Source organism: Bordetella parapertussis, from assembly GCF_020735925.1.
Classification (GTDB): domain Bacteria; phylum Pseudomonadota; class Gammaproteobacteria; order Burkholderiales; family Burkholderiaceae_B; genus Bordetella; species Bordetella pertussis.
Map to the genome: position 1 here is coordinate 4010229 of NZ_CP085971.1, position 25999 is coordinate 4036227.

Sequence of the window (25999 nt, forward strand, 5' to 3'; positions counted from 1 at the left end):
CCAGACAGTTGCCTTAAAAAGCACCGTGCTTCTTGAAATCCTGGACCGCGGCAGCCAGTTCGGCTTCGTCGTCCTTGGACAGTTCCTTGGTGTCTTCGATGCGCTGGATCAAGGCGGCGTGCTTGGCCTTGAGGTGATCCTTCAGCGACTTTTCGAAGGCCAGGATCTGCGCCACGTCGACGTCGTCCAGGTAACCGTTGTTGACCGCGTACAGCGAGACGGCCAGCTCCCACACTTGCAGCGGCTGGTATTGCGGCTGCTTGAGCAGTTCCACCACGCGCTTGCCGCGCTCGAGCTGGCGACGGGTGGCGTCGTCCAGGTCGGAGGCGAACTGCGCGAAGGCGGCCAGTTCACGGTACTGGGCCAGGTCGGTACGGATACCGCCGGACAGCTTCTTGATGACCTTGGTCTGGGCGGCGCCACCGACGCGCGACACGGAAATACCGGCGTTGATGGCGGGACGCACGCCCGCGTTGAACAGGTCGGTTTCCAGGAAGATCTGGCCGTCGGTGATCGAGATCACGTTGGTCGGAACGAAGGCCGACACGTCGCCCGCCTGGGTTTCGATGATCGGCAGCGCGGTCAGCGAGCCGGTCTTGCCCTTGACGGCGCCGTTGGTGAACTTCTCGACGTATTCCTCGTTGACGCGCGCGGCGCGTTCGAGCAGGCGCGAGTGCAGGTAGAACACGTCGCCCGGATAGGCTTCGCGGCCCGGCGGGCGGCGCAGCAGCAGCGACACCTGGCGGTAGGCCCAGGCCTGCTTGGTCAGGTCGTCATAGACGATCAGGGCATCTTCGCCGCGATCGCGGAAGTACTCGCCCATGGTGCAGCCGGCGTAGGCGGCCAGGTACTGCATGGCGGCCGAGTCCGAAGCGGCGGCGGCGACCACGATGGTGTATTCCATCGCGCCGTGCTCTTCCAGCTTGCGCACCACGTTGTTGATCGTCGAAGCCTTCTGGCCGATGGCGACGTACACGCAGGTGACGCCCTTGCCCTTCTGGCTGATGATGGTGTCGACGGCCACGGCGGTCTTGCCGGTCTGGCGGTCGCCAATGATCAGTTCGCGCTGGCCACGGCCGATCGGCACCATCGAGTCGATGGCCTTGATACCGGTCTGCAGCGGTTGCGACACCGAGCGGCGGGCGATAACGCCAGGCGCCACTTTCTCGATGATGTCGGTCTGGGTGGTGTTGATCGGGCCTTTGCCGTCGATCGCGTCGCCCAGGGTATTGACCACGCGGCCCTTCAGTTCGGGGCCGACCGGCACTTCGAGAATGCGGCCGGTCGTCTTGACCTGGTCGCCTTCGGACACGCCGGTGTAGTCGCCCAGAACAACGGCGCCAACGGAATCGCGCTCGAGGTTGAGCGCCACGCCGAACACGTTGTTCGGGAATTCGAGCATTTCGCCCTGCATCACGTCGGACAGGCCGTGGATGCGGGTGATACCGTCGGTCACGGAGACGACGGTACCCTGAGTACGAACATCAGTCGAAGCGCCCAGGCCCTCGATGCGGCTTTTGAGCAGTTCGCTGATCTCGGAGGGATTGAGTTGCATATTGACTCCTGGAATCCTGTTAGTCTCGCCTGCCTTATGCGGCCAGCGTATCGCGCAAGCGGGCCAGTTGGGCTTTTACGGAAGTATCGAGCACCTGGTCCCCGACAGCCACGCGCACACCGCCGATCAGTTCCTGATCGACCGACACGTGCGGCTTGAGCTTGAGACCGAATTTGAGTTCGAGCGCGGCAATCAGCTCTTTTACCTGAGCGTCGCTGAGTTCGAATGCGCTGGTGATTTCCGCCTGCGCCGTGCCTTCGTGACGATTCTTCAGCGCGACGAACTGCGTGGCGATGACGGGCAGCAGCAGCAAGCGGTCGTTCTTGACCAGCAGCTCGATGAAATTGCGGGCGGCCTGAGGCAGCTGCGACTTGATGAGGCCGGTGAAGACCTCGCTGCGCTGCTTGTCGTCCAGACGCGGATCGGCCATCGCCTCGCGCACGTCGGGATTGGCGGCGACCTGCGCCATCTCGCTGACCAGGTCGGCCCACACCGCCAGACCGGCCTTGTCGTCGCGCGCTGCGCCGAAGAGGGCTTCGGCGTAGGGACGGGCAACAGTGGAAAGTTCAGCCATGACGTTCCCGGATTAAAGCTGCGCCTTGAGCTGGTTGAGCAGCTCGGCATGGGCGCGGGCGTCAACCTCGCGCTTGAGGATCTGTTCGGCACCCTTGACGGCCAGCGCGGCGACGTCGTCGCGCAATGCTTCACGGGCGCGTTGAACTTCCTGCGCGGCGTCCTGGGCAGCCTGGGCCACGATACGGGCGCGTTCGGCTTCCGCTTCACGGCGGGCCTGCTCAATCACCGAAGCAGCCTGTTTCTCGGCTTCGATGATGCGGGCGTGAGTTTCGGATTTGGCAGAAGCCTCGATCAGACTGACGCGCGCTTGGGCTTGAGCCAGATCGGCTTTCCCCTTCTCGGCGGCGGCCAGGCCGTCGGCGATTTTTTGGCGGCGCTCATCGATCGCCTTCGTCAGAGGCGGCCACACGAATTTCATCGTGAACCAGCCCAGAACGAAGAACACGAGCATCTGGAAGAAGATCGTCGCGTTCAGATTCACGGTCGTTCCTTTAACACCTTGCAGCCCCGGCCATCAGAATGACAACCCAGGGCACTCGATACTTTGCCAGTCGGCAACACGCGCTTGCGCGCCGCCGCCAGCGTCAGGCCCGCCTGTTTCGCCGGCGGGCAATGCCATTAGCCGACGAACGGATTGGCGAAGGCGAACAGCATGGCGATACCCACACCGATCAGGAACGCCGCATCGATCAGGCCCGCCAGCAGGAACATCTTGGTTTGCAGGGCGTTCATCAGTTCGGGCTGACGAGCCGAAGCTTCCAGGTACTTGCCGCCCATCAGTGCGATACCGATGCAAGCGCCGATGGCGCCCAGGCCGATGATGAGACCGCAAGCGAGAGCAACGAAAGCGACGTTGGTCATGACAACTCCTTGGTTAGAAATCTGAAGTCAGAATTATTGAAAAACAGGTACTGCTCAATGCAAGAAGATCTTGCTAACGGACGCCCGCCACCATGGCGGACGCCGAAAATTTGGGATCAATGCCCTTCGTGCGCCTGGCCGATGTAAACCAGCGTCAGCATCATGAAGATGAAAGCCTGCAGCAGCACGATCAGGATGTGGAAAATTGCCCACACCGAACCGGCCAACACATGCCCAATGCCCAAACCGATGCTGGCGCCGTTAAAGCCCGTCCAGGCGCCGCCCAGCAGCGCGATCAGCATGAAGATCAGTTCACCGGCGAACATGTTGCCGAACAACCGCATGCCCAGCGACACCGACTTGGCGGCATATTCGATCAGGTTGAGCAGCAGGTTGAACGGGGCCAGCACGAGCGAGGCCAGGCCGTGCGCGTGGAACGGCGCGGTGAACAACTCCTTGACGAAGCCACCCGGGTGCTTGATCTTGATGCCGTAATAGAACATCAGCAGCAGCACGCCCAGCGACATGCCCATGGGCACGTTCAGGTCGGCGGTGGGGAGAATGCGGTGGTAGTACAGCGGGTCGCCGTGCTCGGCGCCCAGGCCGGTCATGCGCCAGATCGAGGGCAGCAGGTCGACCGGCAGCAGGTCCAGCGCGTTCATGAGGATGATCCACAGGAACACGGTCAGGGCCAGCGGCGCCACGAACAGGCGGCTCTTGGCGTTGGTGACGATGGACTTGGCCTGGTCGTCGACCATGTCGACGATCATTTCGATGAAACCCTGGAAGCGGCCCGGAACTCCCGCCGTGGCGCGGCGCGCGGCCAGCCACAGGCAGAATACGACCAGCAGGCCCATCAGGATCGACCAGAACAGCGAGTCATAGTTGATGACGTTGAACTGGGCGATGACGCTTTGCTTTTCGCCAATATTGTTCAAATGCACCAGGTGGTGCTGAATGTACTCGGACTGAGGCGACGCGCCGCTGGGAGCAGCCATGTGGAACCCTACCCTGTTTGCTGTGTGCCCGTGCCCCTGTGGAGCCGGACTTTTTCACGATGGTTAATATCGCTACGAGCGCTTGCGCAGATCAATAGCAGGAGATATCCCTTCAGTGTGAAGACCAGGCCCAGCAGGACAGCCGGCCACACCAGCCAGCCCTGCGCCAGCCACGACAGCAGCCACAGCAGTAGCGCCGTCATGAGCAGCTTGAGCAACTCACCGTAGAGAAAAGCAAATGGGTTTGGCCGGGCCGCCCTGACGACGTTGACCAGCAAGCGCAATGCAAACAATGCATTGGGCAAGAAATACGCCCCGCTCCCGCCAACGCCGACAAACCTGCCGCCGTTCCCGCAACAACCCCCGCGATTGCCGCTGCCACGAGCCCCATGACACCCTGCGCCGCAATGGCCAGGCAGAGCTCCCGGCAAGCCCGCGCATCGAGTGCCGCACGATCAGCGGCGGTAAGAACCAGACTCTTTTGCATGAACTTCCCTGCCCTTGCCAGCAATTTACGACGCAGCTTTTGCCACGCTCTTTTAGCCCGCAAGCGTCAAACCCGTAGAGTATAGCGTGATTTTTTGGGGGTCGCCAAATGAAAACGGCCCCCGCCGCCAAGTCGGAAACGGGGGCCGATCGGCGCCGCGGCGCCGGCGCCACAAACTCAGTCTTCGCGCACGGCCGGCGGCGCCCAGTTGCCATCGAGCGCGATGTCGCGCGGCCAGTACAGGCGCAGGTTCAGCATGAAATCGCCCTGCCGCGGCGCCGGCAGCCAGTTCGCCTGCCGCGCCTTGCGCGGCGGGTCGCGCTGGATGTAGATGTCCAGCGAGCCGTCGGCGTTGTAGACCAGCGGGTCGGTGCTGCGCAGTGCATAGCGGTCGATCGGGTTGTCCGCCAGCCCCTGGCGTGCGTCGTACAGGATCAGCGACCAGAAGGCATTGGCCGGCGGCAGCTGGTCCTTGTCGAAGTGCAGCACGTAGTCTTCGTCGCTGCGCAACGCCTTGCCGCGCGCATCGACGGCCGTCACCGGGTAGAGCACGTCCTCGGGCGGGTTGGCGCCCAGCCCCACATAGGCCACCGCGGCGCGGCGCAGGTAGTCCGTGCCATAGGTGCCGATGCCGTGCAGCGCCGTGTTCCAGCCATTGGCCGGGGTGCCCAGGCGGCCGGCCGCGTCGGCGATGCGGCGCCCCGCCAGCGGCTGCGCCTCGATCAGCGCCTGCTGCACCGTGGGGCTGAGCCGCGCGTACGCATTGGGCTGGTCGCCCAGTCCAAGCCTGCGCAGGCGGTCGAGCATGGGATAGTCGTTGGCGTGCGGCGGGTTGCTGCGCAACAGATCGGCGAACAGGTTGAAGTAGCTGGCCGCGTCCATCGCCGCCACCTGTTCGGCCGGCGATTGCCCGGCGCTCCAGGCCGGGTTGACCGCGGCGCTGCCCGTCATGCGAAACGGCTTGCCCCATTGGGCCAGCGGCGTGACCGTCAGGGCGGCCTGGAATTGGTTGACGTTCTGATAGTCATCCGGCCCGCCCGTCTGCACGCGCGCGATCATCCAGCCCGAACCGGTCGGGCTGCGCACCATGTCCACGCCGAGCGGCAGCGTGCCCTGCCAGTACGGTCCGACGATCGCGAAGGTCTGCGCGCCGCCGCCGGTCGTGCGGGTTCCGCGCGAGGCGTAGGCATCGGTCCACATGTCCAGCAGCGACAGCAGGTAATAGCGTGCCCCTGCAGCCGGCACCTGCACGATCAACGGCTCGCGCGACACGTCGTACCAGAGACTGGACGACAGGGTGTCGGTGCTGGGCCAGGCCACATCCGTGGCGCGCGGGTCGGGAAAGGCGGTGCGGTGGCCGAACTGGTTCATCGGCGCGCGTCCGGCGATAGGCGTCTGCACGTTGGTCGAGGCGCGCCGCGTCATTTCCATCAGCACCATCGGATAGGCATAGACATAGGCGTCGATGGCGGTGTCGCGCAATTGCTCGGCGGTCATCGCCGGCGCCTGGACCGCGGCGCCCTGGGCCGCATACGGCGTTTCGGAAACCAGCCTGAGCGTGGACGTGGGCGCGCGGGCCGGCGACTGGGCCTGAGCCTGGGCGGCGCCCGCCAGCCCGACGCCGACTACGCCGGCCGCCAGCGCGAGTTGCCAACGCCGCCGTGGAAATCTTGCACATGTACGCATGAAGGGCTCCTTGCTTGTTGTTGGACAATGAGCCGCCGTCCCCGGCCGTGGCACGTCGCGCATGACGCGAGGCGCCTGACGTTGCCGGACACGACACTCCGGACCTGCCGTCACTCCAGGATAGGCCCGCACAATGCAACAAAGTGCAATGCAAGCGTTTCAACGGGCAACCCGCGTAACGCCGGCGGTGCGCGCAGGCCCGCCGCGCGCGCCAATGGAAACGCCGCGCATGCGCGCGGCGTCGGCAATCGGGCGGGTGACGCGAGGTAACCGGATGCGACTGGCCCGGCGCGGGCCTACCTGTGCTTGAAGTCAGGCTTGCGCTTCTCGGTGAACGCCGCCATGCCCTCTTTCTGGTCTTCGGTGGCGAACAGCGAGTGGAACACGCGGCGCTCGAACAGCAACCCATCGTTGAGCGGCACTTCGTACGCGCGGTTGATGCACTCCTTGGCCATCATGACCGACGGCAGCGACATCGAGGCAATGACGGTGGCGGCCTCGAGCGCCTCATCCGCCAGCCTGTCGGCCGGCACCACGCGCGATACCAGGCCGGCCCGCTCGGCCTCCGCGGCATCCATCATGCGCGCCGTCAGCGCCAGGTCCATGGCCTTGGCCTTGCCCACCGCGCGCGGCAGGCGCTGCGTGCCGCCGGCGCCGGGAATCACGCCCAGCTTGATCTCGGGCTGGCCGAAGCGGGCCGAGTCGGCGGCGATGACGATGTCGCACATCATGGCCAGTTCGCAGCCGCCGCCCAGCGCATAGCCGGCCACCGCGGCGATCACGGGCTTGCGTACGCGCTTTATGGTTTCCCAATTGCGGGTGATGTAGTCGCTGCGGTAGACGTCCATGTAGGACCAGTCTTTCATGGCGCCGATATCCGCGCCCGCGGCGAAGGCTTTCTCGCTGCCGGTGATCACGATCGCGCCGATGCCGTCGTCGGCGTCGAGCGCCAGCAACGCCGCGCCCAGCTCCTCCATCAACTGGTCGTTCAGCGCATTCAATGCCTTGGGCCGGTTCAGCGTCAACCATCCCACGCGGCCCCGGGTTTCGACCAGCACAAACGACTCGCTCATTGATTGCCTCCTGTCAGAGTATGAAATGTAAGATATGCGCATGAACGACACACCCGTAATTTACCGCCTGGAACCCCACGACCCGGCCGGCCACCGCTACCGGATAACCCTGACCGTGGCCGAGCCTGCGCCCGAGGGACAGCGCCTGGCCTTGCCCGCGTGGATTCCCGGCAGCTACCTGATACGCGATTTCTCCCGCCAGATCGAGACGCTGGCCGCGCGCGCCGGCGGCAAGCCGGTGGCGGTAAACAAGATCGACAACCACACCTGGCAGGTGGCGCCGTGCAGCGGCCCGCTGCAGGTCGACTATACGGTGTATGCGTGGGATCTCTCGGTGCGCGGCGCGCACCTGGACGAAAGCCACGGCTTTTTCAACGGCACCAGCGTTTTCCTGCGCGTAGACGGGCAGGAAAACGCGCCCTGCATTCTCGACCTGGCGCCGCCGCGCGGCATCGAAGGCTGGAAGGTCTACACCAGCCTGCCCGAGGCGCAGGGGCTGCCGGGCGCGGCCCGCCGCCACGGCTTCGGCCGCTACCGCGCGCCCGACTACGACGCGCTGATCGACCACCCGGTCGAGATGGGCACGCCGCAGGTCATCGGTTTCCAGGCGCATGGCGCCGAACACGAACTGGTGTTCACCGGCGTGGCGCCGCGGCTGGACCTGGCGCGCATCGCCGCCGACGTGCAGCGCATCTGCGAGACGCAGATCGCCTTCTTCGAGCCGCGCAGCAAGCAGGCGCCCTTCCTGGACAGCGCCAGCCGCTACGTGTTCATGACCATGGTCACGGGCGACGGCTACGGCGGCCTGGAACATCGCGCGAGCACCGCCCTGATGGCCTCGCGCAAGGACCTGCCGGTACTGGGCCAGCAGGGCCAGGGCGAAGGCTATCGCGGCTTTCTCGGCCTGGTCAGCCACGAGTACTTCCATACCTGGAACGTCAAGCGCATCAAGCCGGCCGCCTTCGCGCCCTACAACCTGGAGCGGCCCGACCTGACGCGGCTGCTATGGGTGTTCGAGGGCTTCACCTCGTACTACGACGATCTGCTGCTGCTGCGCTCGCAGACCATCACCCGCAACGACTACCTGCGCCTGCTGGGCAAGACCATTTCGGGCGTGGCGCGCGCGCCGGGCCGCCACAAGCAATCGGTCGCGGAAAGTTCATTCGACGCCTGGACCCGCTATTACAAGCAGGACGAGAACTCCCCCAATGCGCTGGTCAGCTACTACACCAAGGGCTCGCTGGTCGCGCTGGGCCTGGACCTGCTGATCCGCCGCGACAGCGGCGGCGTCCATTCGCTCGATGATGTGATGCGCCTGCTGTGGCGGCGCTACGGACGCGATTTCTACCGCGGCCGCCCGCAGGGCCTGGCCGAGGATGCCCTGCCGGCGCTGATCCGCGAGGCCACCGGCGTGGACGCGCGGCGCTTCATCGCGCGCCATGCCCATGGCACGGCCGACGTGCCGCTGGCCGAGCTGCTGGCGCCGCACGGCATCAGCCTGACCTGGCAGGCCGGCGCCAATATCCCGACAATGGACGTGCGCACGCGCAAACAGGGCGAGGCCCTGGCGCTGGCCACCGTGTACGAGGGCGGCGCGGCCCACAAGGGTGGCCTGTCGGCGGGCGACGTGCTGGTGGCCATCGACGGCCTGCGCGTCGATGCGCCGGCCGGCCTGGACGTGCTGCTATCGCAGTACCGCCCCGGCGACCGGGTGACGGTGCACGTGTTCCGGCGCGATGAACTGCGCAGCTTTCAGGTGCGCCTGGCCGCGCCGGCGCCGCTGGACTGCGTGCTGGCGGCGGCCTGACTCAGCGCGGCGGCGCCGGACGCTCCCAGCGGCGCTGGATCGCCTTGGCCGCCGTCACGCCGTCGGCCAGCGAGGTGACCACGCAGGGATGCATGCGGTCGGCCACCTCGCCAATCGCGTAGACGTCGGGCAGGCTGGTCTGGGCCGTGGCGAAATCGGTACGCAGGTAACCCCGCGAATCGCGTTCCAGGCCCAGGCTGTCGGCAAAATCGGCCTGCGGCTCCCAGCCATAGAACACCAGGATGAGGTCATAGGCCCGCCCGTCGACGGTGCGCGCGGCCGGATCGACGCGGTACGGACCCACTCGCACGCCTTCGGTGCCGGCCCGCGCCACCCACTGCTGCTGGGCGCGCACGGTGCGCGCGTACAGGTCGACCTGGCGCGCCCCGCGGTTGCGCACGTAGACGAAATTCTCGAAGGCATTGTCGCCCCCGCCCAGCACGGCGACCGTCAGGCCGGCATAGTCCTGGGCGACGATGGACGAGCCCGGCCCGATCAGCACGCCCGGCCAGCGGGCCTGCTGCGGATGGCCGGGCAGCCCGCGCGCGCGCACGCCGGAAGCGATCACCAGCGATTTGCCGTAGACGGCGTCCTGTCCGGCGCCGCCCAGCCGCACTTCCACCCCGCCCTTGCAGGGGCGCACGGCGGTTGCCGGCGCGCGCAGCCGCACCGGCACGCCGGCGGCCGCGACGCTGGCGGCGATATTGGCCGCCACCTGCTGCCCGGTCACATCGGGCAGCACGGCGATCCAGTCGTCGGTGAACGGATTGTCGTTGCCCAGGCCGCCCAGCCGCTCGCCGGCCTCGACCAGCAAGGGCGCCAATCCGAGACGGGCCAGCCAGATCGCGCAGGACGCGCCGGCCGGCCCACCGCCTACAATTACCGCATCGTAGAACTGCCGCATTCCGTGTTTTTCCTCCGGCGCCCCGCCTGGCGGGCGCCTGTCGCCATGGCCGGATTGTAGTCAGGCCCGGCCGCCCGCCCGCGCGCCGCCTTACAATCCCGCATCCGTCTTCCCCACTGCCATCATGCCTACACGCCGCATATTCATCTCCGGGCTGGCCCTGGACGCCCGCATCGGCATTCTTGAACACGAACGCCGCGCCACCCAGCCGCTGCATATCGACGCCGAGTTCGACATCGACATCATGCGCAACGTGGACGACCACGACATCCACAGCGTGCTCGACTACCGGCGGCTGCGCGAGGCCATCGTCGAAGAATGCACGCAGGCCCATGTCAACCTGATCGAGACGCTGACCGAACAGGTCGCCGCGCGCCTGCTGGCCGATTTCGACGAGATCCGCTCGCTGCGCCTGCGCGTCAGCAAGCCCATGGCCTTCTCGGATTGCGCGGCGGTCGGCGTGGAGATACAGATCAGCCGCTAAGGCCAGGCAGGCCACCGGACATCGCTACGCTATGACTCTCACCGTATCCCCCACCGCCGCGCGCACGCCCGCCGAGGAAAAGGCGCGCTTCGAAGGCAACAAGCTGGCCAAGCGCCTGGCCCGCGAGACCACTCGCGCCATCGCCGACTACAACATGATCGAGGCCGGCGACAAGGTCATGGTCTGTCTGTCCGGCGGCAAGGACTCTTACGCGCTGCTCGACATCCTGCTCAGCCTGCAGAAGCGCGCGCCCTTCGCCTTCGAGATCATCGCGGTCAACCTGGACCAGAAACAACCGGGCTTTCCGCCCGAGATCCTGCCCGGTTACCTGCGCGCGCTGGGCGTGCCGTTCCATATCGAGACGCAGGACACGTATTCGATCGTCACACGGGTCATCCCGGAAGGCAAGACCATGTGCTCGCTGTGCTCGCGCCTGCGCCGCGGCATCCTGTACCGGGTAGCCAGCGAACTGGGCGCGACCAAGATTGCGCTGGGCCATCACCGCGACGACATCCTGGGCACCTTCTTCCTGAACCTGTTCTACGGCGGCAAGGCCAAGGGCATGCCGCCCAAGCTGGTCTCCGACGACGGACGCCACACGGTGATCCGGCCGCTGGCCTACGTGCCCGAAAGCGACCTGATCGCCTATGCGCAATTCAAGCAATTTCCCATCATCCCCTGCAACCTGTGCGGCTCGCAGGAAAACCTCAAGCGCAAGGAAGTCGGGCGGATGATCCAGGAATGGGACCGCAAGCATCCCGGCCGCTCGTGGAATGTCTTCAACGCGCTCTCGCGCGTGGTGCCCTCGCACCTGATGGACCGCGATCTGTTCGACTTTGTCGGCCTCAAGCCCACCGGGGTGGCCGACGCCGGCGGCGATACCGCTTTCGACCAGATCGATCCCGAGCCCGATACGGCGGGCCCGGGCTGCGCCAGCGACGCGCCGGCCGGCCAGGCCGACGGCATGGCCGAGCAGCGCGTGGTCTTCCGCTAGGGCGCCAGGGGCTCAGCCCCGGGCGCCGCCCAGCACGTGTACCGGCGCGCCCGCGGCCCAGGCGCGCACGGCCTCGAGCGCATTGGCATAGAACGCCTGGAAGTTCTCCGCGTTCACATAACCCAGGTGCGGCGTCAGCAGCACGTTGTCCAGCGTGCGCCAGACATCGGTGGGGGGCAGCGGCTCGCTCTCGTAGACGTCCAGCCCGGCGCCGGCCAGCCGGCCCTTGCGCAGCGCGTCCAGCAGCGCGTCCTGGTCGACCAGGCCGGCGCGCGAGGTGTTGACCAGGTAGGCGCTGGGCTTCATGGCCGACAGCGCGGCCGCGTCGACGATGTGGCGGGTGCTCTCGCCGAGGATCAGATGCAGGCTGACCACGTCGGCGGTGGAAAACAGGGTGTGCTTGTCCACCCGCGTCACGCCGGCCTGGGCGGCGCGCTCGTCGGTGAGGTTGGGACTCCAGGCCACCACCTCCATGCCGAACGCGCGCCCCACCTGCGCCACCGCGCTGCCCAGCTTGCCCAGGCCCAGCACGCCCAGCCGCCTGCCTGCCAACGGCTGCGGCATGCCGGTCTGCCACAGGCCGCGGCGCATGGCGGCATCTTCCTGCGGCAGGCGCTTGAACAGCGCCAGGATGTGGGCCCAGGCCAGCTCGGCCGTGGCGGCGCCGGCCTCGGCGCTGCCGGGCGCGCCGCACACCAGGATGCCGCCCGCGGCGCAGGCCTGCATGTCGATGGCGTTGTTGCGCATGCCGGTCGTCACCAGCAGCCGCAGCGCGGGCAGCGCCTGGATCAGTTCGGCCGGAAACGGCGTGCGCTCGCGCATCGCCACGATGACATCGAAAGGCTGCAAGGCCACGGCGCGCGCGGCCCCCGAAGGCAGCGCGTCGCGAAACACCTGCACGCGCGCCTGCGCGCCCAGCGTGGTCCAGTCGGCATAGCGCTCGGCCACGCCGTGATAGTCATCCAGTATCGCAATATGCATCCCGGCCTCCTTGGGGCCGCCGGCGGGCTACAGACGCGCTTCGAGTTCGTCGCGCGGCAGCGCGCCGCTGACGCGGCCGCCGCTCTTGAAGAAAATCGCGGGCGTGCCGCGCACCATCAACTGGCGGCCCAGCGCCAGCCATTGCTCGACCGGCGCATCGCACTCGGCGGTGGGCGGACGCTGGCCGCGCACCATCCAGTCTTTCCAGACCTTGGCGGGATCCGAGGCGCACCAGATGTCGCGCACCTTAGTCGTCGAGTCCGGCGAGAGGATCGGATACAGGAAGGTGTAGACCGTGATGTTGTCCATGTCCTCCAGCGTGCGGTGCAGTTGCTTGCAATAGCCGCAGTTCGGATCCTCGAATACGGCCATCACGCGCGAACCATCGCCCTTGACCTGCTTGACCGCCAGGTCCAGCGGCAACTCGTCGAACGGGACGCTGGACAGTTTTTCCTGGCGCTCGCGCGTGACATCGCGCCGGGTCAGGGCGTCGATGAGCGGCCCTTCCATGACCCAGGTGACCTTTTCATCGGTGTACAGCAGATCCGTTCCGATCTGCACTTCGAACAGTCCGTACGGGGTGCGTCGCACCGCCGTCACGTCGAACCCCTCGAAGCGCTGCGCGAACCGCTCCTTGACCGCGTCGGCCTGCGGATCGGGCGCCTGCGCCGAACGGGTGGAATACACCTTGTCGCCCGGCTTGGCGGGCGCGGTCCCGGTGGTCGAGTAGACCTTGTCCGGCGTGCCCGGGGCGGCCTGGCCGGCACCATCCTGCGCCAGGGCGCCCGAGCTCCACACCGCGGCGGCGGCGCACCAGACTGTGATCCGGAAATTCATACCTGCTCCTGAAAACGGCGGCCCGCTCAATTGCGCGAGGCCCCTTCGATGAGTTGCCGCTTGATGAACGGCACGGCATCCACCCATTGCATGCCCGCGTTGCGCAGCCAGGCCAGCGGCGCGCCGCGCGCCCCGAACAGGCGATGCAGGCCGTCGGTGGCCATGCGCATGGCCAGCACGGGCTCGGCGCGGGCGCGCTGGTAGCGCCGCAATACCCGTAGATCGCCGGGACCGCGAAAGGGTTCCCGGTCGCCGACCGCGCGGGCCAGCGCCTCGACGTCGCCCAGGCCCAGGTTCAGTCCCTGGCCAGCCAGCGGGTGCAGCCGGTGCGCGGCGTCGCCGGCCAGCGCGATGCCCGGCGCCACCATCTGGGCGCGCTCCAGCGTGAGCGGGAAACCCAGCACCGGGCTGCGTACGCGCAGCCGCCCCAGCCGCCCCTGCGAGGCGCAAGCCAGCAGGCGCTCCAGCTCGGCCGCGCGGACGGCCGGCTCCATGGCCTGCAAGGCCTGCGCCTGCGGGGTGCGCATCGACCACACCATGGAAACCTGCGGCCCGTCGGCGGTATCCGGCATGGGCAGCAAGGCCAGCACGCCGTCGTCGCGAAACCATTGGAACGCCGTGCCGTGGTGGGCGCGCTCGGCGTCCAGGTGCGTCACCAGGCCGGTGTCGTCATACGGGGTGGCGTCGTGGCGCAGGCCGGCGGCCTTGCGCAGCGGCGAGGCGGCGCCGTCGGCGCCGACGAACAGCTCGGCGCGCAGGCGCTGGCCGCCATCGGTCTCGACCTCGCCGGCACGCCAGCCGACGCAGCGCTCGGCGATCCAGGGGATGCCGAACATCTGCACCGCCTGCATCAGCACCCGTTCGATCTCGCCGGATTCGACGATCCAGGCCAATTGCGGCTGCGCCGCCTGCCAGGCGTTCAGGCGTACCAGGCCGTCGCCGTCGCCATGGATTTCCATGGCCTGCACCGGCGTCAGGCGGGCCGCCGGCATGGCGTCCCACACGCCCAGCCCGGCCAGGAATTGCTGGCTGGCGGGCGAAATCGCATAGACGCGCGGATGATAGCGATCGGGCTCGGCCGCCGGCACCGGCGCGCGCGGCGCCAGCACCGCCACCCGTTGCCCGCGGCGCGCCAGCGCCAAGGCGCTGGCCAGGCCGACGATGCCGGCGCCGCAAATCACGATCTGGGGTTTCATCGCGCCGACGGCTCCCCGGCCTGCTTGGGCCACAGCAGCCACATCTGGCCGCGCTGCTTCATGCGCCCGGCCTGCTGGCCGGCTTCCTCGCCGTAGCCCCAATAGAAGTCGGCGCGCGCCGCGCCGCGAATGGCCGTGCCGGTGTCCTGCGCGAACACGGTGCGCTGCAGGGGCCGGTCGGAGGCCGGCAGCGTGGTCGACAGGTAGACCGGCGTGCCCAACGGCACGAAACCGGCGTCGACCGCGATCGAGCGCTGCGGCGCCAACGGGATGCCATAGGCCCCCTTGGGCCCTTGCTCGGGATCGACCACCGCCTCTTCGCGGAAGAAAACCACCGCCGGGTTGGCGTTGAGCATTTCCTGCACGCGCGAGGGATTGCGTTGCGCCCAGGCGCGGATGTTCTGCATCGATGCCTGGTCGGCGCGCAGCTCGCCCTTGTCGATGAGCCAGCGGCCGATGGAGGCATAGGGCTGGCCGTTATGGTCGGCGTACGCGACGCGGATCGTGGTGCCGCGGTCGGGGCCATCGGTCAGCTGCACCCGGCCCGAACCCTGGACCTGCAGGAAGAAATTGTCGACCGGATCGTCCACCCAGACGATGGCCGGCGGCTTGCGGTCGCCCGCCTCGATCGCGGCGCGCGTGTCGTAGGGCACGACCCGGCGGCCGTCGAGCCGGCCGCGCACGCGCTTGCCGGTCAGGTCGGGATAGACCGAGCCCAGGTCGACGACGAGCAGGTCGGCCGGCACGGCATACAGCGGCCACTGGTAGCGGCCGCCCTGGCGGCGCGAGCCGCGCACCAGCGGCTCGTAGTAGCCGGTGACGGTATTGGTGGCGGGACGGCCGTCGGCGCCGGCGATGCGCCAGGGCTGCAGCCAGGTTTGCAGGAAGCGCCGCACCGCCGCGCTGTCGCCGGCGGCCGGCGCCTTGGACGGGTCGACCGCCGCCGCGCACACGGGCTGCCAGGCGCGCGGCGTGGCGCGTGCCGGCGCCGCCAGGTTACCGCTGGTCGGCCGCATCAGGCCTTTGCAATTGCGCAGGAACAGCGGCCACCAGCGCGACAGGTCGTCGCTCTCCCAGTTGGGCAGCTCGGTCCAGGCAACGCGCTGGTAGCGCCCGGCCAGCGCGCGCGGCGGGGTGTCGGACAGCGCCGACAGCGGCGGCACGACCAGCGGGCCTTCGGCCGCCGGCGGCACGCCGCCGGGCGCCGTCTCGGGCGGAATCTGCGATGGGGTCGTGCACGCCGCCAGCAATACGGACAGCAGGGACAGACAGAGAAGTCGCTTCATGGAATGCGGATCGGAAAATCACCGTGCCGGGAGGAGCCCGGCTCAGTGCAGTGTACGCGGCATGGCCAGCAGGAACTCCGCGATCGGCACCTCGAACGGAATGCCGTTTTCGCCGACGCAATGGTAGGTACCCCGCATCGTGCCGATGGGGGTCGGAAGCGGACAGCCGCTGGTGTATTCGAAGGTCTCGCCCGGCGCCAGCAGCGGTTGCTGGCCCACCACGCCAAGGCCGCGCACTTCCTGCACGCGCTCCTCGCCGTCGGTGATGATCCAGTGGCGGCTGATGACCTGAGCCGGGTGCGAACCGGTATTGGTGATGCGCACCGTGTAGGCAAACACGTATTGCTGCTGACTGGGATCGGACTGCTCCGGCACATAACGCGGGGTCACGGATACGGTCAGATCATAGGGTTTCACAGGCCTTTCCCGGTTCGACACATGGAAGGCGCCCGCAGGCGCGCACGAGGTTGACGCGGCTGGCCGGCGCCGAAAAAACCGGTTCGCCGCGCCAAGCTGCAATAATTGCACATTATGCCCCCGGAAATCGCGAACACCATGTCCACCCAGCCGGCCTCCACCCGCATCGCCCCCAGCATTCTATCCGCCGACTTCGCCCGCCTGGGCGAAGAGGTGCGCAACGTCGTCGCCGCGGGCGCCGACTGGATTCACTTCGACGTGATGGACAACCATTACGTGCCCAACCTGACCATCGGACCGATGGTCTGTGCCGCGATCCGTCCCCATGTACAGGTGCCGATCGACGTGCACCTGATGGTCGAGCCGGTCGACGAAATCGTGCCGCAATTCGCCAAGGCCGGCGCGAACGTCATCACTTTCCATCCGGAAGCCTCGCGCCACGTCGACCGCACGCTGGCGCTGATCCGCGACCACGGCTGCAAGGCCGGCCTGGTGTTCAACCCGGCCACGCCGCTGCACTACATGGACTATGTGATGGACAAGCTGGACGTGGTGCTGCTGATGTCGGTGAACCCCGGCTTCGGCGGGCAGGCGTTCATTCCGGCCACGCTGGCCAAGCTGCGCGATGCGCGCGCCCGCATCGACCGCTGGCGCGCGGCCGGCGGCCAGCCCATCCTGCTGGAGGTGGACGGCGGGGTCAAGGTCGACAATATCGCCGAGATCCGCGCCGCCGGCGCGGACACCTTCGTGGCGGGCTCGGCCATTTTCGGCAAGCCCGACTACGCCCAGGTCATCGGCCAGCTGCGCGCCGAGATCGCGCGCGGCGAAACCATCGCTGTGTGAGGCCGCCATGCAGACCATCAACGCCGTACTGCTCGACCTCGACGGCACCCTGCTCGATTCGGTGCCCGACCTGGCCATCGCCGCCAATGCCATGCGCCGCGACCTGGGCATGGCCCAGTTGCCCGAAGCGCTGGTCGCGACTTTCGTCGGCAAGGGCGTGGACAATCTGGTGCGCCGCGCCCTGGCCGGCAGCCTGGACGGCGCAGCGCCCGACGAAGCGCTGTTCGCACGCGGACGCCTGTCGTTCTTCAAGCACTACCACGCGGTCAATGGCGCGCACGCCACCGTGTTCGACGGGGTGAAGGCCGGCCTGGCGGCGATGCGCGAACAGGGCCTGCCGCTGGCGGTGGTCACCAACAAGCCGACCGAGTTCACCCTGCCGCTGCTCGAGCGCACCGGCCTGGCGGGGTTTTTCCGCCTGGTGGTGTGCGGCGACACCTGCGCGCGGCGCAAGCCCGACCCCGACCAGGTGCTGCATGCCTGCGACCGGCTCGGCGTCGCGCCGGCCCAGGCGGTCACCATCGGCGATTCGGTCAACGACGCCCTGGCCGGCCGCAGGGCCGGCACCGCGGTGCTGGCGGTGCCCTACGGCTACAACGAAGGAATGGACGTGCGTTCCCTGGATGTCGATGGTATAGTTGACACGCTTGTCGATGCGGCCCACTGGATTTCCCAGCGCAACGCCAAGCCGCAGCGCACCACCGCGGCCTGAAAGCCCGCCCGGTACGCCCGTCGTCACCCAACCAGACACTGCCAGCTACATGAACGCTCGTCCCTCGAACCAAATGCGCAACGCCTCGTGGCGTTGGTGGCGTTTGTCTTCCGGGTGGCGATGATTCCCTTCCCGGCCCTGGACGTATCTGTCGCCTAGAGCCGAAGCTGTGAAGTGCAGCGCCAAGCCCGGAACCCGTAACTGGACCGGGCTTTTTGCTGCATGCCCGGTCCGTACCAGAAAAACGCCGTACGAGACCCGACATGACTGAACTTGAATTCAAAGCGCTGGCCGCCCAAGGCTACAACCGCATTCCCCTGGTCGCGGAAACCTACGCCGACCTCGACACGCCGCTGGCGATCTACCTCAAGCTGGCCCACAGCGGCCCGCAAGGCGGCCGCATGAGCTGCCTGATGGAGTCGGTGGTGGGCGGCGAGCGCTTTGGCCGCTACTCGTTCATCGGCCTGCCGGCGCGCACCGTCATCCGCGCCAGCGGCTCGACCACCGAAGTGCTGCAGGACGGCCACGTCGCCGAAACCCACGAAGGCGACCCGCTGGCGTTCATCGAGTCGTACCAGGCCCGCTTCAAGGTGGCGCTGCGCCCCGGCATGCCGCGCTTTTGCGGCGGCCTGGCCGGGTACTTCGGTTACGACACCGTGCGCCACATCGAACAGCGCCTGGGCCCGGCGGTCAAGCCGTTTCCCGACGGCATGGAAGAAGGCACGCCCGACATCATGCTGCTGCACGTCGACGAACTGGTCATCGTCGACAACCTGGCCGGCCGCACCTACCTGATGGTGTATGCCGACCCGGCCCAGCCCGAAGCCTACAGCCGCGCCCAGCAGCGCCTGCTGGAGTTGCGCGCGCGGCTGCGCCGCCCGGTCGAGATCCCGTACAGCCACGCCAGCATGCAGACCGAAGAGCGGCGCGACTTCCAGAAGGCCGACTACCTGGCCGCGGTGGCGCGCGCCAAGGAATACATCGCCGCCGGCGACGTCATGCAGGTGCAGGTCGGCCAGGTCATCGCCAAGCCGTTTCGCGACGCGCCGCTGTCGCTGTACCGCGCGCTGCGTTCGCTGAACCCCTCGCCCTATATGTATTTCTGGAACTTCGGCGATTTCCAGGTGGTCGGCGCCTCGCCGGAAATCCTGGTGCGCCAGGAGCAGATCGACGACCAGGGCGAAACCCGCTCGCAGATCACCATCCGGCCGCTGGCCGGCACCCGCAAGCGCGGCGGCACGCCGGAAGAAGACCTGGCGCTGGCCGCCGAACTGCAGGCCGACCCCAAGGAGCGCGCCGAACACGTGATGCTGATCGACCTGGCGCGCAACGACGTAGGCCGGGTGGCGGAAATCGGCTCGGTGCGCGTCAGCGACACCATGGTCATCGAGCGCTACTCGCATGTCATGCACCTGGTCTCCAACGTGGCAGGCAAGCTGCTGCCCGGCATGAGCAGCATGGATGTGCTGCGCGCCGCCTTCCCGGCCGGCACGCTGACCGGCGCCCCCAAGGTACGGGCCATGGAAATCATCGACGAACTCGAACCGGTGCGCCGCGGCATCTACGGCGGCGCCGCCGGCTACCTGAGCTACGGCGGCGAAATGGACGTGGCCATCGCGATCCGCACCGGGGTGATCAAGAACGGCGCGCTGTACGTGCAGGCCGCCGCGGGTATCGTGGCCGACTCCAGCCCCGAAGCCGAATGGGCCGAGACCGAGGCCAAGGCGCGCGCCGTGCTGCGCGCGGCCGAGCAGGTCCAGCACGGCCTGGACGAACCCATCTGAGCCCCCCCATTGCGCAGACCTACGCCGGGCCGCGCGCCCGGCCGGAGAACCGAACATGCTATTGATGATCGACAACTACGATTCCTTCACCTACAACCTGGTGCAATATTTCGGCGAACTGGGCGAAGAAGTGCGCGTGGCGCGCAACGACCAGATCACGCTGGACGAAATCGCCGCGATGCGGCCGGACCGCATCTGCGTCTCGCCCGGCCCCTGCTCGCCGGCCGAGGCGGGCATCTCGGTGCCGGTGATCCAGGCCTTCGCCGGCAAGCTGCCCATCCTGGGCGTGTGCCTGGGCCACCAGGCCATCGGCGCGGCCTATGGCGGCGACATCGTGCGGGCGCAGCAGATCATGCACGGCAAGACCATCGCCATCACGCATACGGGCACGGACATCTTCACCGGACTGCCCTCGCCCTGCACCGTCATCCGCTACAACTCGCTGACCATAGACCCGGCCACCCTACCGGACTGCCTGGAAGTGACCGCGACCGCGCCCGACGGCGACATCATGGGCGTGCGCCACAAGACCCTGCCGCTGTACGGAGTACAGTTCCATCCCGAGTCCGTGCTGAGCGAGCACGGCCATGCGCTGATGCGCAACTTCCTGACCCGCTGAACCCCTAGGAGCATCGCCATGACCATTGCCGCCGCCGAAGCACTGACCCGCTGCATCGAACACCGCGAGATCTTCCACGACGAAATGCTGCACCTGATGCGCCTGCTGATGCGCGGCGAGCTGTCGCCGCAGATCGCCAGCGCGCTGCTGATGGGACTGCGCGTCAAGAAGGAAACCGTGGGCGAGATCACCGCCGCCGCGCAGGTGATGCGCGAATTCGCCACCCCCGTCGTCACGCCCAACCCGCAGGACCTGCTGGACATGTGCGGCACGGGCGGCGACGGCAGCCATACCTTCAACATCTCCACCACCGCCATGTTCGTGGCCGCCGCGGCCGGCGTGCCGATCGCCAAGCATGGCAACCGCAGCGCGTCCTCGTCGTCGGGCAGCGCCGACGTGCTGGAAGCCCTGGGCGCGAACCTGCAGCTCACGCCCGAGGAAGTGGCCGAGTGCGTGGCCGCCACCGGCATCGGCTTCATGTTCGCGCCGGCCCACCATGGGGCCATGAAGAACGTTGCCGCGGTGCGCAAGGAATTGGGGGTGCGCACCATCTTCAACATCCTGGGGCCGCTGACCAACCCCGCCGGCGCCGCCAACCAGCTGATGGGCGTGTTCCACCCGGACCTGGTGGGCATCCAGGTGCGCGTGCTGGAGCGCCTGGGTTCGCGCCACGTGCTGGTGGTGCACGGCAAGGACGGCATGGACGAAGCCTCGCTCGGCGCGGCGACCATGGTGGGCGAACTCAAAGATGGGGTCGTACGCGAGTATGAGATCCATCCAGAGGATTACGGGCTATCCATGATGTCCAACCGCGGCATCAAGGTGTCCAATCGCGAGGAGTCTCGCGCACTTGTCATCGAAGCGTTGGATAATGTCGATGGCGTGGCCCGCGACATCGTGGCCCTGAATGCGGGCCTGGCCATCTACGCCGGCAACAAGGCGGATTCCATCCCCGAAGCGTTGGCCCTGGCATTTGAAACGATTTCTAACGGCTCGGCCCGCGCCAAGCTGGAAGAATTCTGCGCATATACCCGGAAATTCCAGAAATGAACGATATTCTTGCGAAAATCCTCGCCGTCAAGGCCGAGGAAGTGGCTACCGCACGGCAGATGCGCAGCGAGGCCGAATTGCTGCGCGAAGCCCAGGCGCGCCAGGATGTACGCGGCTTTGCCCAGGCCATCGAGGACAAGATCAGCCAGGGCAAGGCGGGCGTCATCGCGGAAATCAAGAAAGCCTCGCCTTCCAAGGGCGTACTGCGCGAAAACTTCGACCCGGCCGAGATCGCGGCGTCCTATGCCATGCATGGCGCGGCCTGCCTGTCGGTGCTGACCGACGTGCAGTTCTTCCAGGGCTCGCACGACAACCTGCGCCGTGCGCGCGCGGCCTGCTCGCTGCCCGTGCTGCGCAAGGACTTCATCATCGATCCTTACCAGATCATTTCGGCGCGCGCCATGGGCGCGGACTGCGTCCTGCTCATCGTCGCGGCGCTGGCGCCGGCGCAGCTGCGCGATCTGGAAACCCTGGCCATCGACCTGGGCATGGACGTGCTGGTGGAAGTGCACGACGCCAAGGAGCTAGACGCCGCGCTGGCGCTGCGCACCCCGCTCATCGGCATCAACAACCGCAACCTGCGCACCTTCGAGACCACCCTGCAGACGACGCTGGACCTGCTGCCGATGATTCCGGCCGGCAAGCGCGTGGTCACCGAAAGCGGCATCCTCAAGCCCGAGGATGTCAGGCTGATGCGCGAGCACGACGTACAGGCCTTCCTCGTCGGCGAGGCCTTCATGCGCGCCAACGACCCGGGCGTCGAACTGGCGCGGCTGGTGGCCTGAGCCGCCGCGCCAACCCGGCCTCAGCGGCCGCTGCCGCGCGCCGGCGCCGGCGCGCCGCCCGCTTCTTCCTTGCGATGCCAGTGAAACGCGACGCGCCGGATGCGCGCGGCGCGAAACTGCACTTGCGAACGGCCGCCCGGCATGGGCGCGCCGCGCTGGGCGCTGCTGCTGTTTTTCATTTGCCGCCTGAAACCTCGATGAACGACCCGGTCGTGTAGCCGGCCTCATCGGAAAAAAACCACATCACCGCGCCGGCCACTTCCTGCACGGTGCCGCCGCGCCGCAACGGAATGCCGTCCTTGAGCCGGTCGACGCGCCCCGGCTCGCCGCCGCTGGCGTGCATATCGGTGTAGATGGTGCCCGGACGCACCGCGTTGACGCGGATCTCGTCGGCGGCCACCTCGCGCGACAGGCCGATGGTCAGCGTATCCAGCGCGCCCTTGGAGGCGGCGTAATCGACATACTCGCCCGGCGAGCCCAGCCGCGCGGCCACCGAAGACACGTTGACGATGGCGCCGCCGCGTCCGCCATGGCGCGGCGCCATGCGGCGCACGGCTTCGCGGCAACAGACGAAGGCGCCCACCACGTTGGTGGCGAGTATGCGAGTGATGCGGGCCGCGTCCATCTCCTCGACGCGCATCTGCGCCTCGAGGATGCCGGCATTGTTGACCAGCGCGTCGACCCGGCCCAGCTCGCGGTCGACGGTTTCGAACATCCGCACGACCTGGGCCTCGTCGGCCACGTCGGCGGCCACGGCCAGGGCTCGTCCGCCTTCGTCGCGGATGGCCTGCACCACCTGCTCGGCGGCGTCGCCGCGCGACCGGTAGTTGACGCAGACGGCGTAGCCGCGGCGCGCCGCCAGCAGCGCCACGGCGGCGCCGATGCCGCGCGCCGCGCCCGTGACGATCATGACTTTGTTGGGAGACAAGTGGTCGATCATGCGAGGGTTCTCCGTCGGCAGGAAAAGCGGATGGGATCAGGCCCCGGCCGGCTGCGGGCGGGCGGCTCAGGCCAACGCGTCTTCGAGCCGGTCGTTGCCCCAGAACATCTCGCCATCGACCATGAAGGTCGGCGCGCCGAAAATGCCCAGAGCGCGGGCCCGGTCGACCTGCTTGCGCAACGCCTCCTTGGTGGACTCCTGGCGCGCCTGCGCGATCAGCGCATCGGCATCCAGGTCCTGGGCCCGCAGCAGATCGCGCACCACGTCCTCGGACTGGATCTCGCGATCCTCGGCGAAATTGGCGCGAAACACATTCAGGCAGAAATCGACGCCCCAGTGCTGGCCCTGGCCCAGCAGCGCGACGCGCGCCGGCAGCACACCCATGCGCGGAAATACCGCCGGGCGGCTGTACGGCACGCCGTACTTGTCGGCCAGGCGGGCGATATCGCGCATCATGTACGCGCCCTTGCCCGGAAACAGCCGGAACGGCGAATCGTTCCATCCCTGCGCCTGGAAGATGGGCCCCAGCAGGAAAGGCCGCAGCGCCAGGCGCACGCCCGCCTCGCGCGCCAGCCCGCCTACCCTGGCCATGGCCAGGTAGCTGTAGGGGCTGGCGAAGTCGAACCACATCTCGACGGGGGATGCGTTGGGCGGCGGGGCATTCATCGGTCTGGCTCCGTGGAAGGAATTAGCGCGACCTGCCCGTACGGCAGGCCGCTGAGTACGACGTCGTGATCGCTCTGTACCACCACCGAAGCGCCCGGCGCCAGGATGCTGTCCTGCGCGCAACGGTACTCCGACAGCCACACCGCGCCCGACAGGCAGGCAATGCGCAGGCCGGCGGCGCGCCTCAACAGCATAGTCGAGCCGGCGCCCAGCGCAAATGACATTCCTTCGGTGCAAGAGAGTTCGATGCTGGGGCAAACCATGTCCGATACGCCATCGCTACGGGCGTGCCTGGAAAAAAACAAGATACACAGCCGTCGTCATGCTATTGGACGCCCATCGCGGTATATTGCTCAAGCGACTTCTACGCGGTTTTCGCATGATCTACAGTCATGTCATTATCCCTGGCGAAACTTCCCCCTCTGGACCTGGTGCGCGGCTTCGTGGCGGTCGGCCGGCGCATGAGCATCACCCTGGCCGCGCAAGACCTGCACCTCACCCAATCGGCCGTCAGCCGCCAGATCCGCGCCCTCGAGGCGCACCTGGGCGTGGCGCTGCTGTCGCGCGGGTTCCGCTCGGTCTCGTTCACCGCCGAAGGCGCGCAGCTGTTCCGCATGGCCGACCGCTGGCTGATCGAACTGGGCGAGCTGGCCGCGCAATGGCGCGCGCCCGAGCGGCGCACGCCCGTCACGGTGACGTCCACCATCGGCGTGGCGTCGCTGTGGCTGTTGCCGCGGCTGGGCCGGTTCCAGGAGGCGCACCCCAGCATCGACGTGCGGGTGGCGGCCGACAACCGCGTGCTGGACCTGGACCGCGAGCAGGTCGATATCGCCATCCGCTACTGTCCGCGCGACGCCGCGCCCGAAGGCGCGGCCTGGATGTTCGGCGAGACCGTCGTTCCGGTTGCCCATCCCGCGCTGGGCGTGGCCCGCCTGGATGCCGCGGCGCTGGCCGGCCAGGTGCTGCTGGAGTTCGACGATCCCACCCGGCCATGGCTGCAATGGGCCGATTGGCTGGGCACGCAGGGCCTGGGGCGGGCGCGTCCCAAGGGCATGCTGCACTTCAACCAGTACGACCAGATCGTGCAGGCCGCGCTGGCCGGCCACGGCGTCGCGCTGGGCCGGCTGGCGCTGATCGCGCCCATGCTGGCCGACGGCAGGCTGGTGCCGCTGGGCGCCCAGCAGGCCAGCGCGGCCCAGCTGGGCTATTGGCTGGTCGTCAATACGCGGCGCCCTTCGTCCGATGTCGGGACCGTGGCGCGCTGGCTGCGGGAGCAGGCCGGCCAGACGGCGCGCGACCTGCCCGTATCCGCGCTATCCTGACACCCCCGGCGCCCGCGCCCTACTTTCTCCGGAGATTTCCATGTCGACCCCGGTCCGCCTCCTCCGCCGCCTCGCCCTGGCCGCCGCGCTGACCGCCGCCGGCGTACAGCCCGCCCTCGCCACCGCCCCGGTGCTGACCGAGCAGGCCCCCGGTTTCCACCGCATGCAGGTCGGCGACTATGTCGTCACCGCCCTGTACGACGGCTATGTCGACCTGGACCCCAAAATACTCAAGGGCGCCAGCGCCCAGGATATCCAGACGCTGCTGGCCAGCATGTTCGCGTACCGCGCCAGCGGCATGCAGACGGCCGTCAACGGCTATCTGGTCCATACCGGCAAGCAGCTGGTGCTGGTGGACACCGGCGCGGGCGCCTGCTTCGGCCCCACGCTGGGCCGCCTGGACGCCAACCTGCGCGCGGCCGGCTACCGCGCGGACCAGGTCGACCTGGTGCTGCTGACCCACCTGCATCCGGACCATGCCTGCGGCCTGCTCGACGCCCAGGGCGGCAAGCTGTTTCCCAATGCCGACGTGTACGCGGCCCGCGCCGAAGCCGATTTCTGGCTAAGCGCGGCGGCCGCCGCGCAGGCCCCCGCCGATGCGCAGCCTTTCTTCAAGATGGCGCGCGATGCGGTGGCGCCCTACCAGGTCGAAGGCCGCTTCCTGACCTACGCCAACGGCGACGCGCTGCCGGCCGGCATCCAGGTCGTGCCCAGCCCGGGCCACACGCCCGGCCACACCTCGTACCTGTTCGAATCGTCGCAGCACAGCCTGCTGGTCTGGGGCGATATCGTGCACAACCATGCGGTGCAGCTGGCCCGTCCGGAAATCGCCATCGAGTTCGACGTCGATGGCGCGCAGGCCGTGACCACGCGCAAGAAGATCTTCGCCGACGCGGCGCGCGACCGCCTGTGGGTGGCCGGCGCCCATATGCCGTTTCTGGGCCTGGGCCACGTGAACGTGGATGGCCAGGGTTATGCGTGGGTGCCGGCCGAGTACGGCCCCCTGCGCACGCCGCCGCGGCCATGAGGCCTGCCCTAGCGGCGGATTAGGCGGCCGGAACTTCGCCTGTTCGGCGCTTGGGCCACGGCGCGCCGCTGCTACGATGGCCGCCTTGTCCATCGTCCGCGCGGCGCGC

At 67.9% G+C, this 25999-nt stretch carries 29 protein-coding genes; 11 read left to right on the plus strand and 18 right to left on the minus strand.

Annotation, left to right across the window (positions count from 1 at the left end; translation table 11 throughout):
* Window positions 1-13 precede the first annotated feature (13 nt).
* The 8 genes from atpA to LK409_RS18925 form a co-directional block, all read right to left on the minus strand.
* The gene (gene atpA / locus LK409_RS18890; protein WP_003815346.1) at window positions 14-1555 is read right to left on the minus strand and encodes a F0F1 ATP synthase subunit alpha; all 1542 of its coding nucleotides are present in this window, start codon (window positions 1553-1555) and stop codon (window positions 14-16) included.
* 34 nt (window positions 1556-1589) lie between these two features.
* Window positions 1590-2129 carry a F0F1 ATP synthase subunit delta gene (locus LK409_RS18895; protein WP_003815348.1) on the minus strand — a complete coding sequence of 180 codons (540 nt, stop codon included), beginning with the start codon at window positions 2127-2129 and terminating at the stop codon, window positions 1590-1592.
* Window positions 2130-2141: 12 nt separating this feature from the next.
* A complete protein-coding gene (locus LK409_RS18900) occupies window positions 2142-2612 on the minus strand; it encodes a F0F1 ATP synthase subunit B (protein WP_003815350.1) in 471 nt (156 codons plus the stop codon).
* 137 nt (window positions 2613-2749) lie between these two features.
* Window positions 2750-2992 (minus strand): F0F1 ATP synthase subunit C, encoded by a 243-nt coding sequence (gene atpE, locus LK409_RS18905; protein WP_003815363.1) that lies wholly within the window; start codon window positions 2990-2992, stop codon window positions 2750-2752.
* A 116-nt stretch (window positions 2993-3108) separates the two neighbouring features.
* Window positions 3109-3990 (minus strand): F0F1 ATP synthase subunit A, encoded by an 882-nt coding sequence (atpB, locus tag LK409_RS18910; RefSeq protein WP_003815364.1) that lies wholly within the window; start codon window positions 3988-3990, stop codon window positions 3109-3111.
* Window positions 3991-3998: 8 nt separating this feature from the next.
* Window positions 3999-4295 carry a hypothetical protein gene (locus tag LK409_RS22895; RefSeq protein WP_456062024.1) on the minus strand — a complete coding sequence of 99 codons (297 nt, stop codon included), beginning with the start codon at window positions 4293-4295 and terminating at the stop codon, window positions 3999-4001.
* A 359-nt stretch (window positions 4296-4654) separates the two neighbouring features.
* A complete protein-coding gene (locus LK409_RS18920) occupies window positions 4655-6163 on the minus strand; it encodes a DUF1254 domain-containing protein (protein WP_010929408.1) in 1509 nt (502 codons plus the stop codon).
* A gap of 296 nt (window positions 6164-6459) precedes the next feature.
* A complete protein-coding gene (locus tag LK409_RS18925) occupies window positions 6460-7236 on the minus strand; it encodes an enoyl-CoA hydratase (RefSeq protein ID WP_003815367.1) in 777 nt (258 codons plus the stop codon).
* A 34-nt stretch (window positions 7237-7270) separates the two neighbouring features.
* Here LK409_RS18925 and LK409_RS18930 point away from each other — a divergent pair, with 34 nt between their 5' ends.
* Window positions 7271-9043 carry a M61 family metallopeptidase gene (locus LK409_RS18930; RefSeq protein ID WP_003815368.1) on the plus strand — a complete coding sequence of 591 codons (1773 nt, stop codon included), beginning with the start codon at window positions 7271-7273 and terminating at the stop codon, window positions 9041-9043.
* Between the two features lies 1 nt (window position 9044).
* Here the strand turns inward: LK409_RS18930 and LK409_RS18935 are convergent, their stop codons facing one another.
* Window positions 9045-9947 carry an NAD(P)/FAD-dependent oxidoreductase gene (locus tag LK409_RS18935; protein WP_010929409.1) on the minus strand — a complete coding sequence of 301 codons (903 nt, stop codon included), beginning with the start codon at window positions 9945-9947 and terminating at the stop codon, window positions 9045-9047.
* A 124-nt stretch (window positions 9948-10071) separates the two neighbouring features.
* On the opposite strand from LK409_RS18935, the gene folB reads away from it, so the two are divergent.
* Both folB and ttcA read left to right on the plus strand, forming a co-directional pair.
* Complete coding sequence (gene folB / locus LK409_RS18940) at window positions 10072-10431, plus strand: dihydroneopterin aldolase (protein WP_003815370.1); 360 nt, start codon at window positions 10072-10074, stop codon at window positions 10429-10431.
* Between the two features lie 31 nt (window positions 10432-10462).
* Window positions 10463-11425, plus strand: a complete 963-nt coding sequence (ttcA, locus tag LK409_RS18945; protein WP_010929410.1) for a tRNA 2-thiocytidine(32) synthetase TtcA — start codon at window positions 10463-10465, stop codon at window positions 11423-11425.
* 12 nt (window positions 11426-11437) lie between these two features.
* Here ttcA and LK409_RS18950 read toward each other — a convergent pair whose 3' ends face one another.
* The 5 genes from LK409_RS18950 to apaG are packed head-to-tail and all read right to left on the minus strand — an operon-like array spanning window position 11438 to window position 16142.
* Complete coding sequence (locus LK409_RS18950) at window positions 11438-12406, minus strand: D-2-hydroxyacid dehydrogenase family protein (RefSeq protein ID WP_003815373.1); 969 nt, start codon at window positions 12404-12406, stop codon at window positions 11438-11440.
* Window positions 12407-12433: 27 nt separating this feature from the next.
* The gene (dsbC, locus tag LK409_RS18955; RefSeq protein WP_003815375.1) at window positions 12434-13273 is read right to left on the minus strand and encodes a thiol:disulfide interchange protein DsbC; all 840 of its coding nucleotides are present in this window, start codon (window positions 13271-13273) and stop codon (window positions 12434-12436) included.
* Entirely contained in the window at window positions 13270-14439 is a 1170-nt protein-coding gene (locus tag LK409_RS18960; RefSeq protein WP_003815378.1) for a UbiH/UbiF family hydroxylase, read from the minus strand. Before LK409_RS18960 ends, dsbC begins: the two co-directional genes overlap by 4 nt.
* Window positions 14436-15725 carry a murein transglycosylase A gene (gene mltA, locus LK409_RS18965; RefSeq protein ID WP_003815379.1) on the minus strand — a complete coding sequence of 430 codons (1290 nt, stop codon included), beginning with the start codon at window positions 15723-15725 and terminating at the stop codon, window positions 14436-14438. Before mltA ends, LK409_RS18960 begins: the two co-directional genes overlap by 4 nt.
* Before the next feature lie 42 nt (window positions 15726-15767).
* Window positions 15768-16142 (minus strand): Co2+/Mg2+ efflux protein ApaG, encoded by a 375-nt coding sequence (gene apaG / locus LK409_RS18970; protein WP_003815381.1) that lies wholly within the window; start codon window positions 16140-16142, stop codon window positions 15768-15770.
* Between the two features lie 114 nt (window positions 16143-16256).
* Between apaG and rpe the strand changes: the two genes are divergently transcribed.
* The 6 genes from rpe (at window position 16257) to trpC (ending at window position 21935) form a co-directional block, all read left to right on the plus strand.
* Entirely contained in the window at window positions 16257-16985 is a 729-nt protein-coding gene (gene rpe, locus LK409_RS18975) for a ribulose-phosphate 3-epimerase (protein WP_023852620.1), read from the plus strand.
* A 7-nt stretch (window positions 16986-16992) separates the two neighbouring features.
* Window positions 16993-17697, plus strand: coding sequence for a phosphoglycolate phosphatase (locus tag LK409_RS18980; RefSeq protein ID WP_003815386.1), 705 nt, complete (start codon window positions 16993-16995; stop codon window positions 17695-17697).
* A 263-nt stretch (window positions 17698-17960) separates the two neighbouring features.
* Complete coding sequence (trpE, locus tag LK409_RS18985) at window positions 17961-19481, plus strand: anthranilate synthase component I (protein WP_041937314.1); 1521 nt, start codon at window positions 17961-17963, stop codon at window positions 19479-19481.
* Between the two features lie 55 nt (window positions 19482-19536).
* Window positions 19537-20100, plus strand: a complete 564-nt coding sequence (locus LK409_RS18990; RefSeq protein WP_003815390.1) for an aminodeoxychorismate/anthranilate synthase component II — start codon at window positions 19537-19539, stop codon at window positions 20098-20100.
* An 18-nt stretch (window positions 20101-20118) separates the two neighbouring features.
* On the plus strand, window positions 20119-21150 hold the full coding sequence (gene trpD / locus LK409_RS18995) for an anthranilate phosphoribosyltransferase (protein WP_003815392.1): 1032 nt from the start codon (window positions 20119-20121) through the stop codon (window positions 21148-21150).
* Window positions 21147-21935: an indole-3-glycerol phosphate synthase TrpC gene (gene trpC, locus LK409_RS19000; protein ID WP_003815394.1), complete on the plus strand. Its 789-nt coding sequence runs from the start codon at window positions 21147-21149 to the stop codon at window positions 21933-21935. Before trpD ends, trpC begins: the two co-directional genes overlap by 4 nt.
* 20 nt (window positions 21936-21955) lie before the next feature.
* On the opposite strand, the gene LK409_RS19005 is transcribed toward trpC, so the two are convergent.
* The 4 genes from LK409_RS19005 to LK409_RS19020 form a co-directional block, all read right to left on the minus strand.
* On the minus strand, window positions 21956-22114 hold the full coding sequence (locus LK409_RS19005; RefSeq protein ID WP_162835032.1) for a hypothetical protein: 159 nt from the start codon (window positions 22112-22114) through the stop codon (window positions 21956-21958).
* The gene (locus tag LK409_RS19010) at window positions 22111-22875 is read right to left on the minus strand and encodes an SDR family oxidoreductase (RefSeq protein WP_003815396.1); all 765 of its coding nucleotides are present in this window, start codon (window positions 22873-22875) and stop codon (window positions 22111-22113) included. Before LK409_RS19010 ends, LK409_RS19005 begins: the two co-directional genes overlap by 4 nt.
* 66 nt (window positions 22876-22941) lie before the next feature.
* Window positions 22942-23541: a 2-hydroxychromene-2-carboxylate isomerase gene (locus LK409_RS19015; RefSeq protein ID WP_010929413.1), complete on the minus strand. Its 600-nt coding sequence runs from the start codon at window positions 23539-23541 to the stop codon at window positions 22942-22944.
* Window positions 23538-23804, minus strand: a complete 267-nt coding sequence (locus LK409_RS19020) for a DUF2917 domain-containing protein (protein WP_041937315.1) — start codon at window positions 23802-23804, stop codon at window positions 23538-23540. Before LK409_RS19020 ends, LK409_RS19015 begins: the two co-directional genes overlap by 4 nt.
* 129 nt (window positions 23805-23933) lie before the next feature.
* Between LK409_RS19020 and LK409_RS19025 the strand changes: the two genes are divergently transcribed.
* Window positions 23934-24863 carry a LysR substrate-binding domain-containing protein gene (locus LK409_RS19025; RefSeq protein WP_010929415.1) on the plus strand — a complete coding sequence of 310 codons (930 nt, stop codon included), beginning with the start codon at window positions 23934-23936 and terminating at the stop codon, window positions 24861-24863.
* A gap of 40 nt (window positions 24864-24903) precedes the next feature.
* Entirely contained in the window at window positions 24904-25890 is a 987-nt protein-coding gene (locus LK409_RS19030) for an MBL fold metallo-hydrolase (protein WP_010929416.1), read from the plus strand.
* The last annotated feature ends 109 nt before the right edge of the window (window positions 25891-25999 follow it).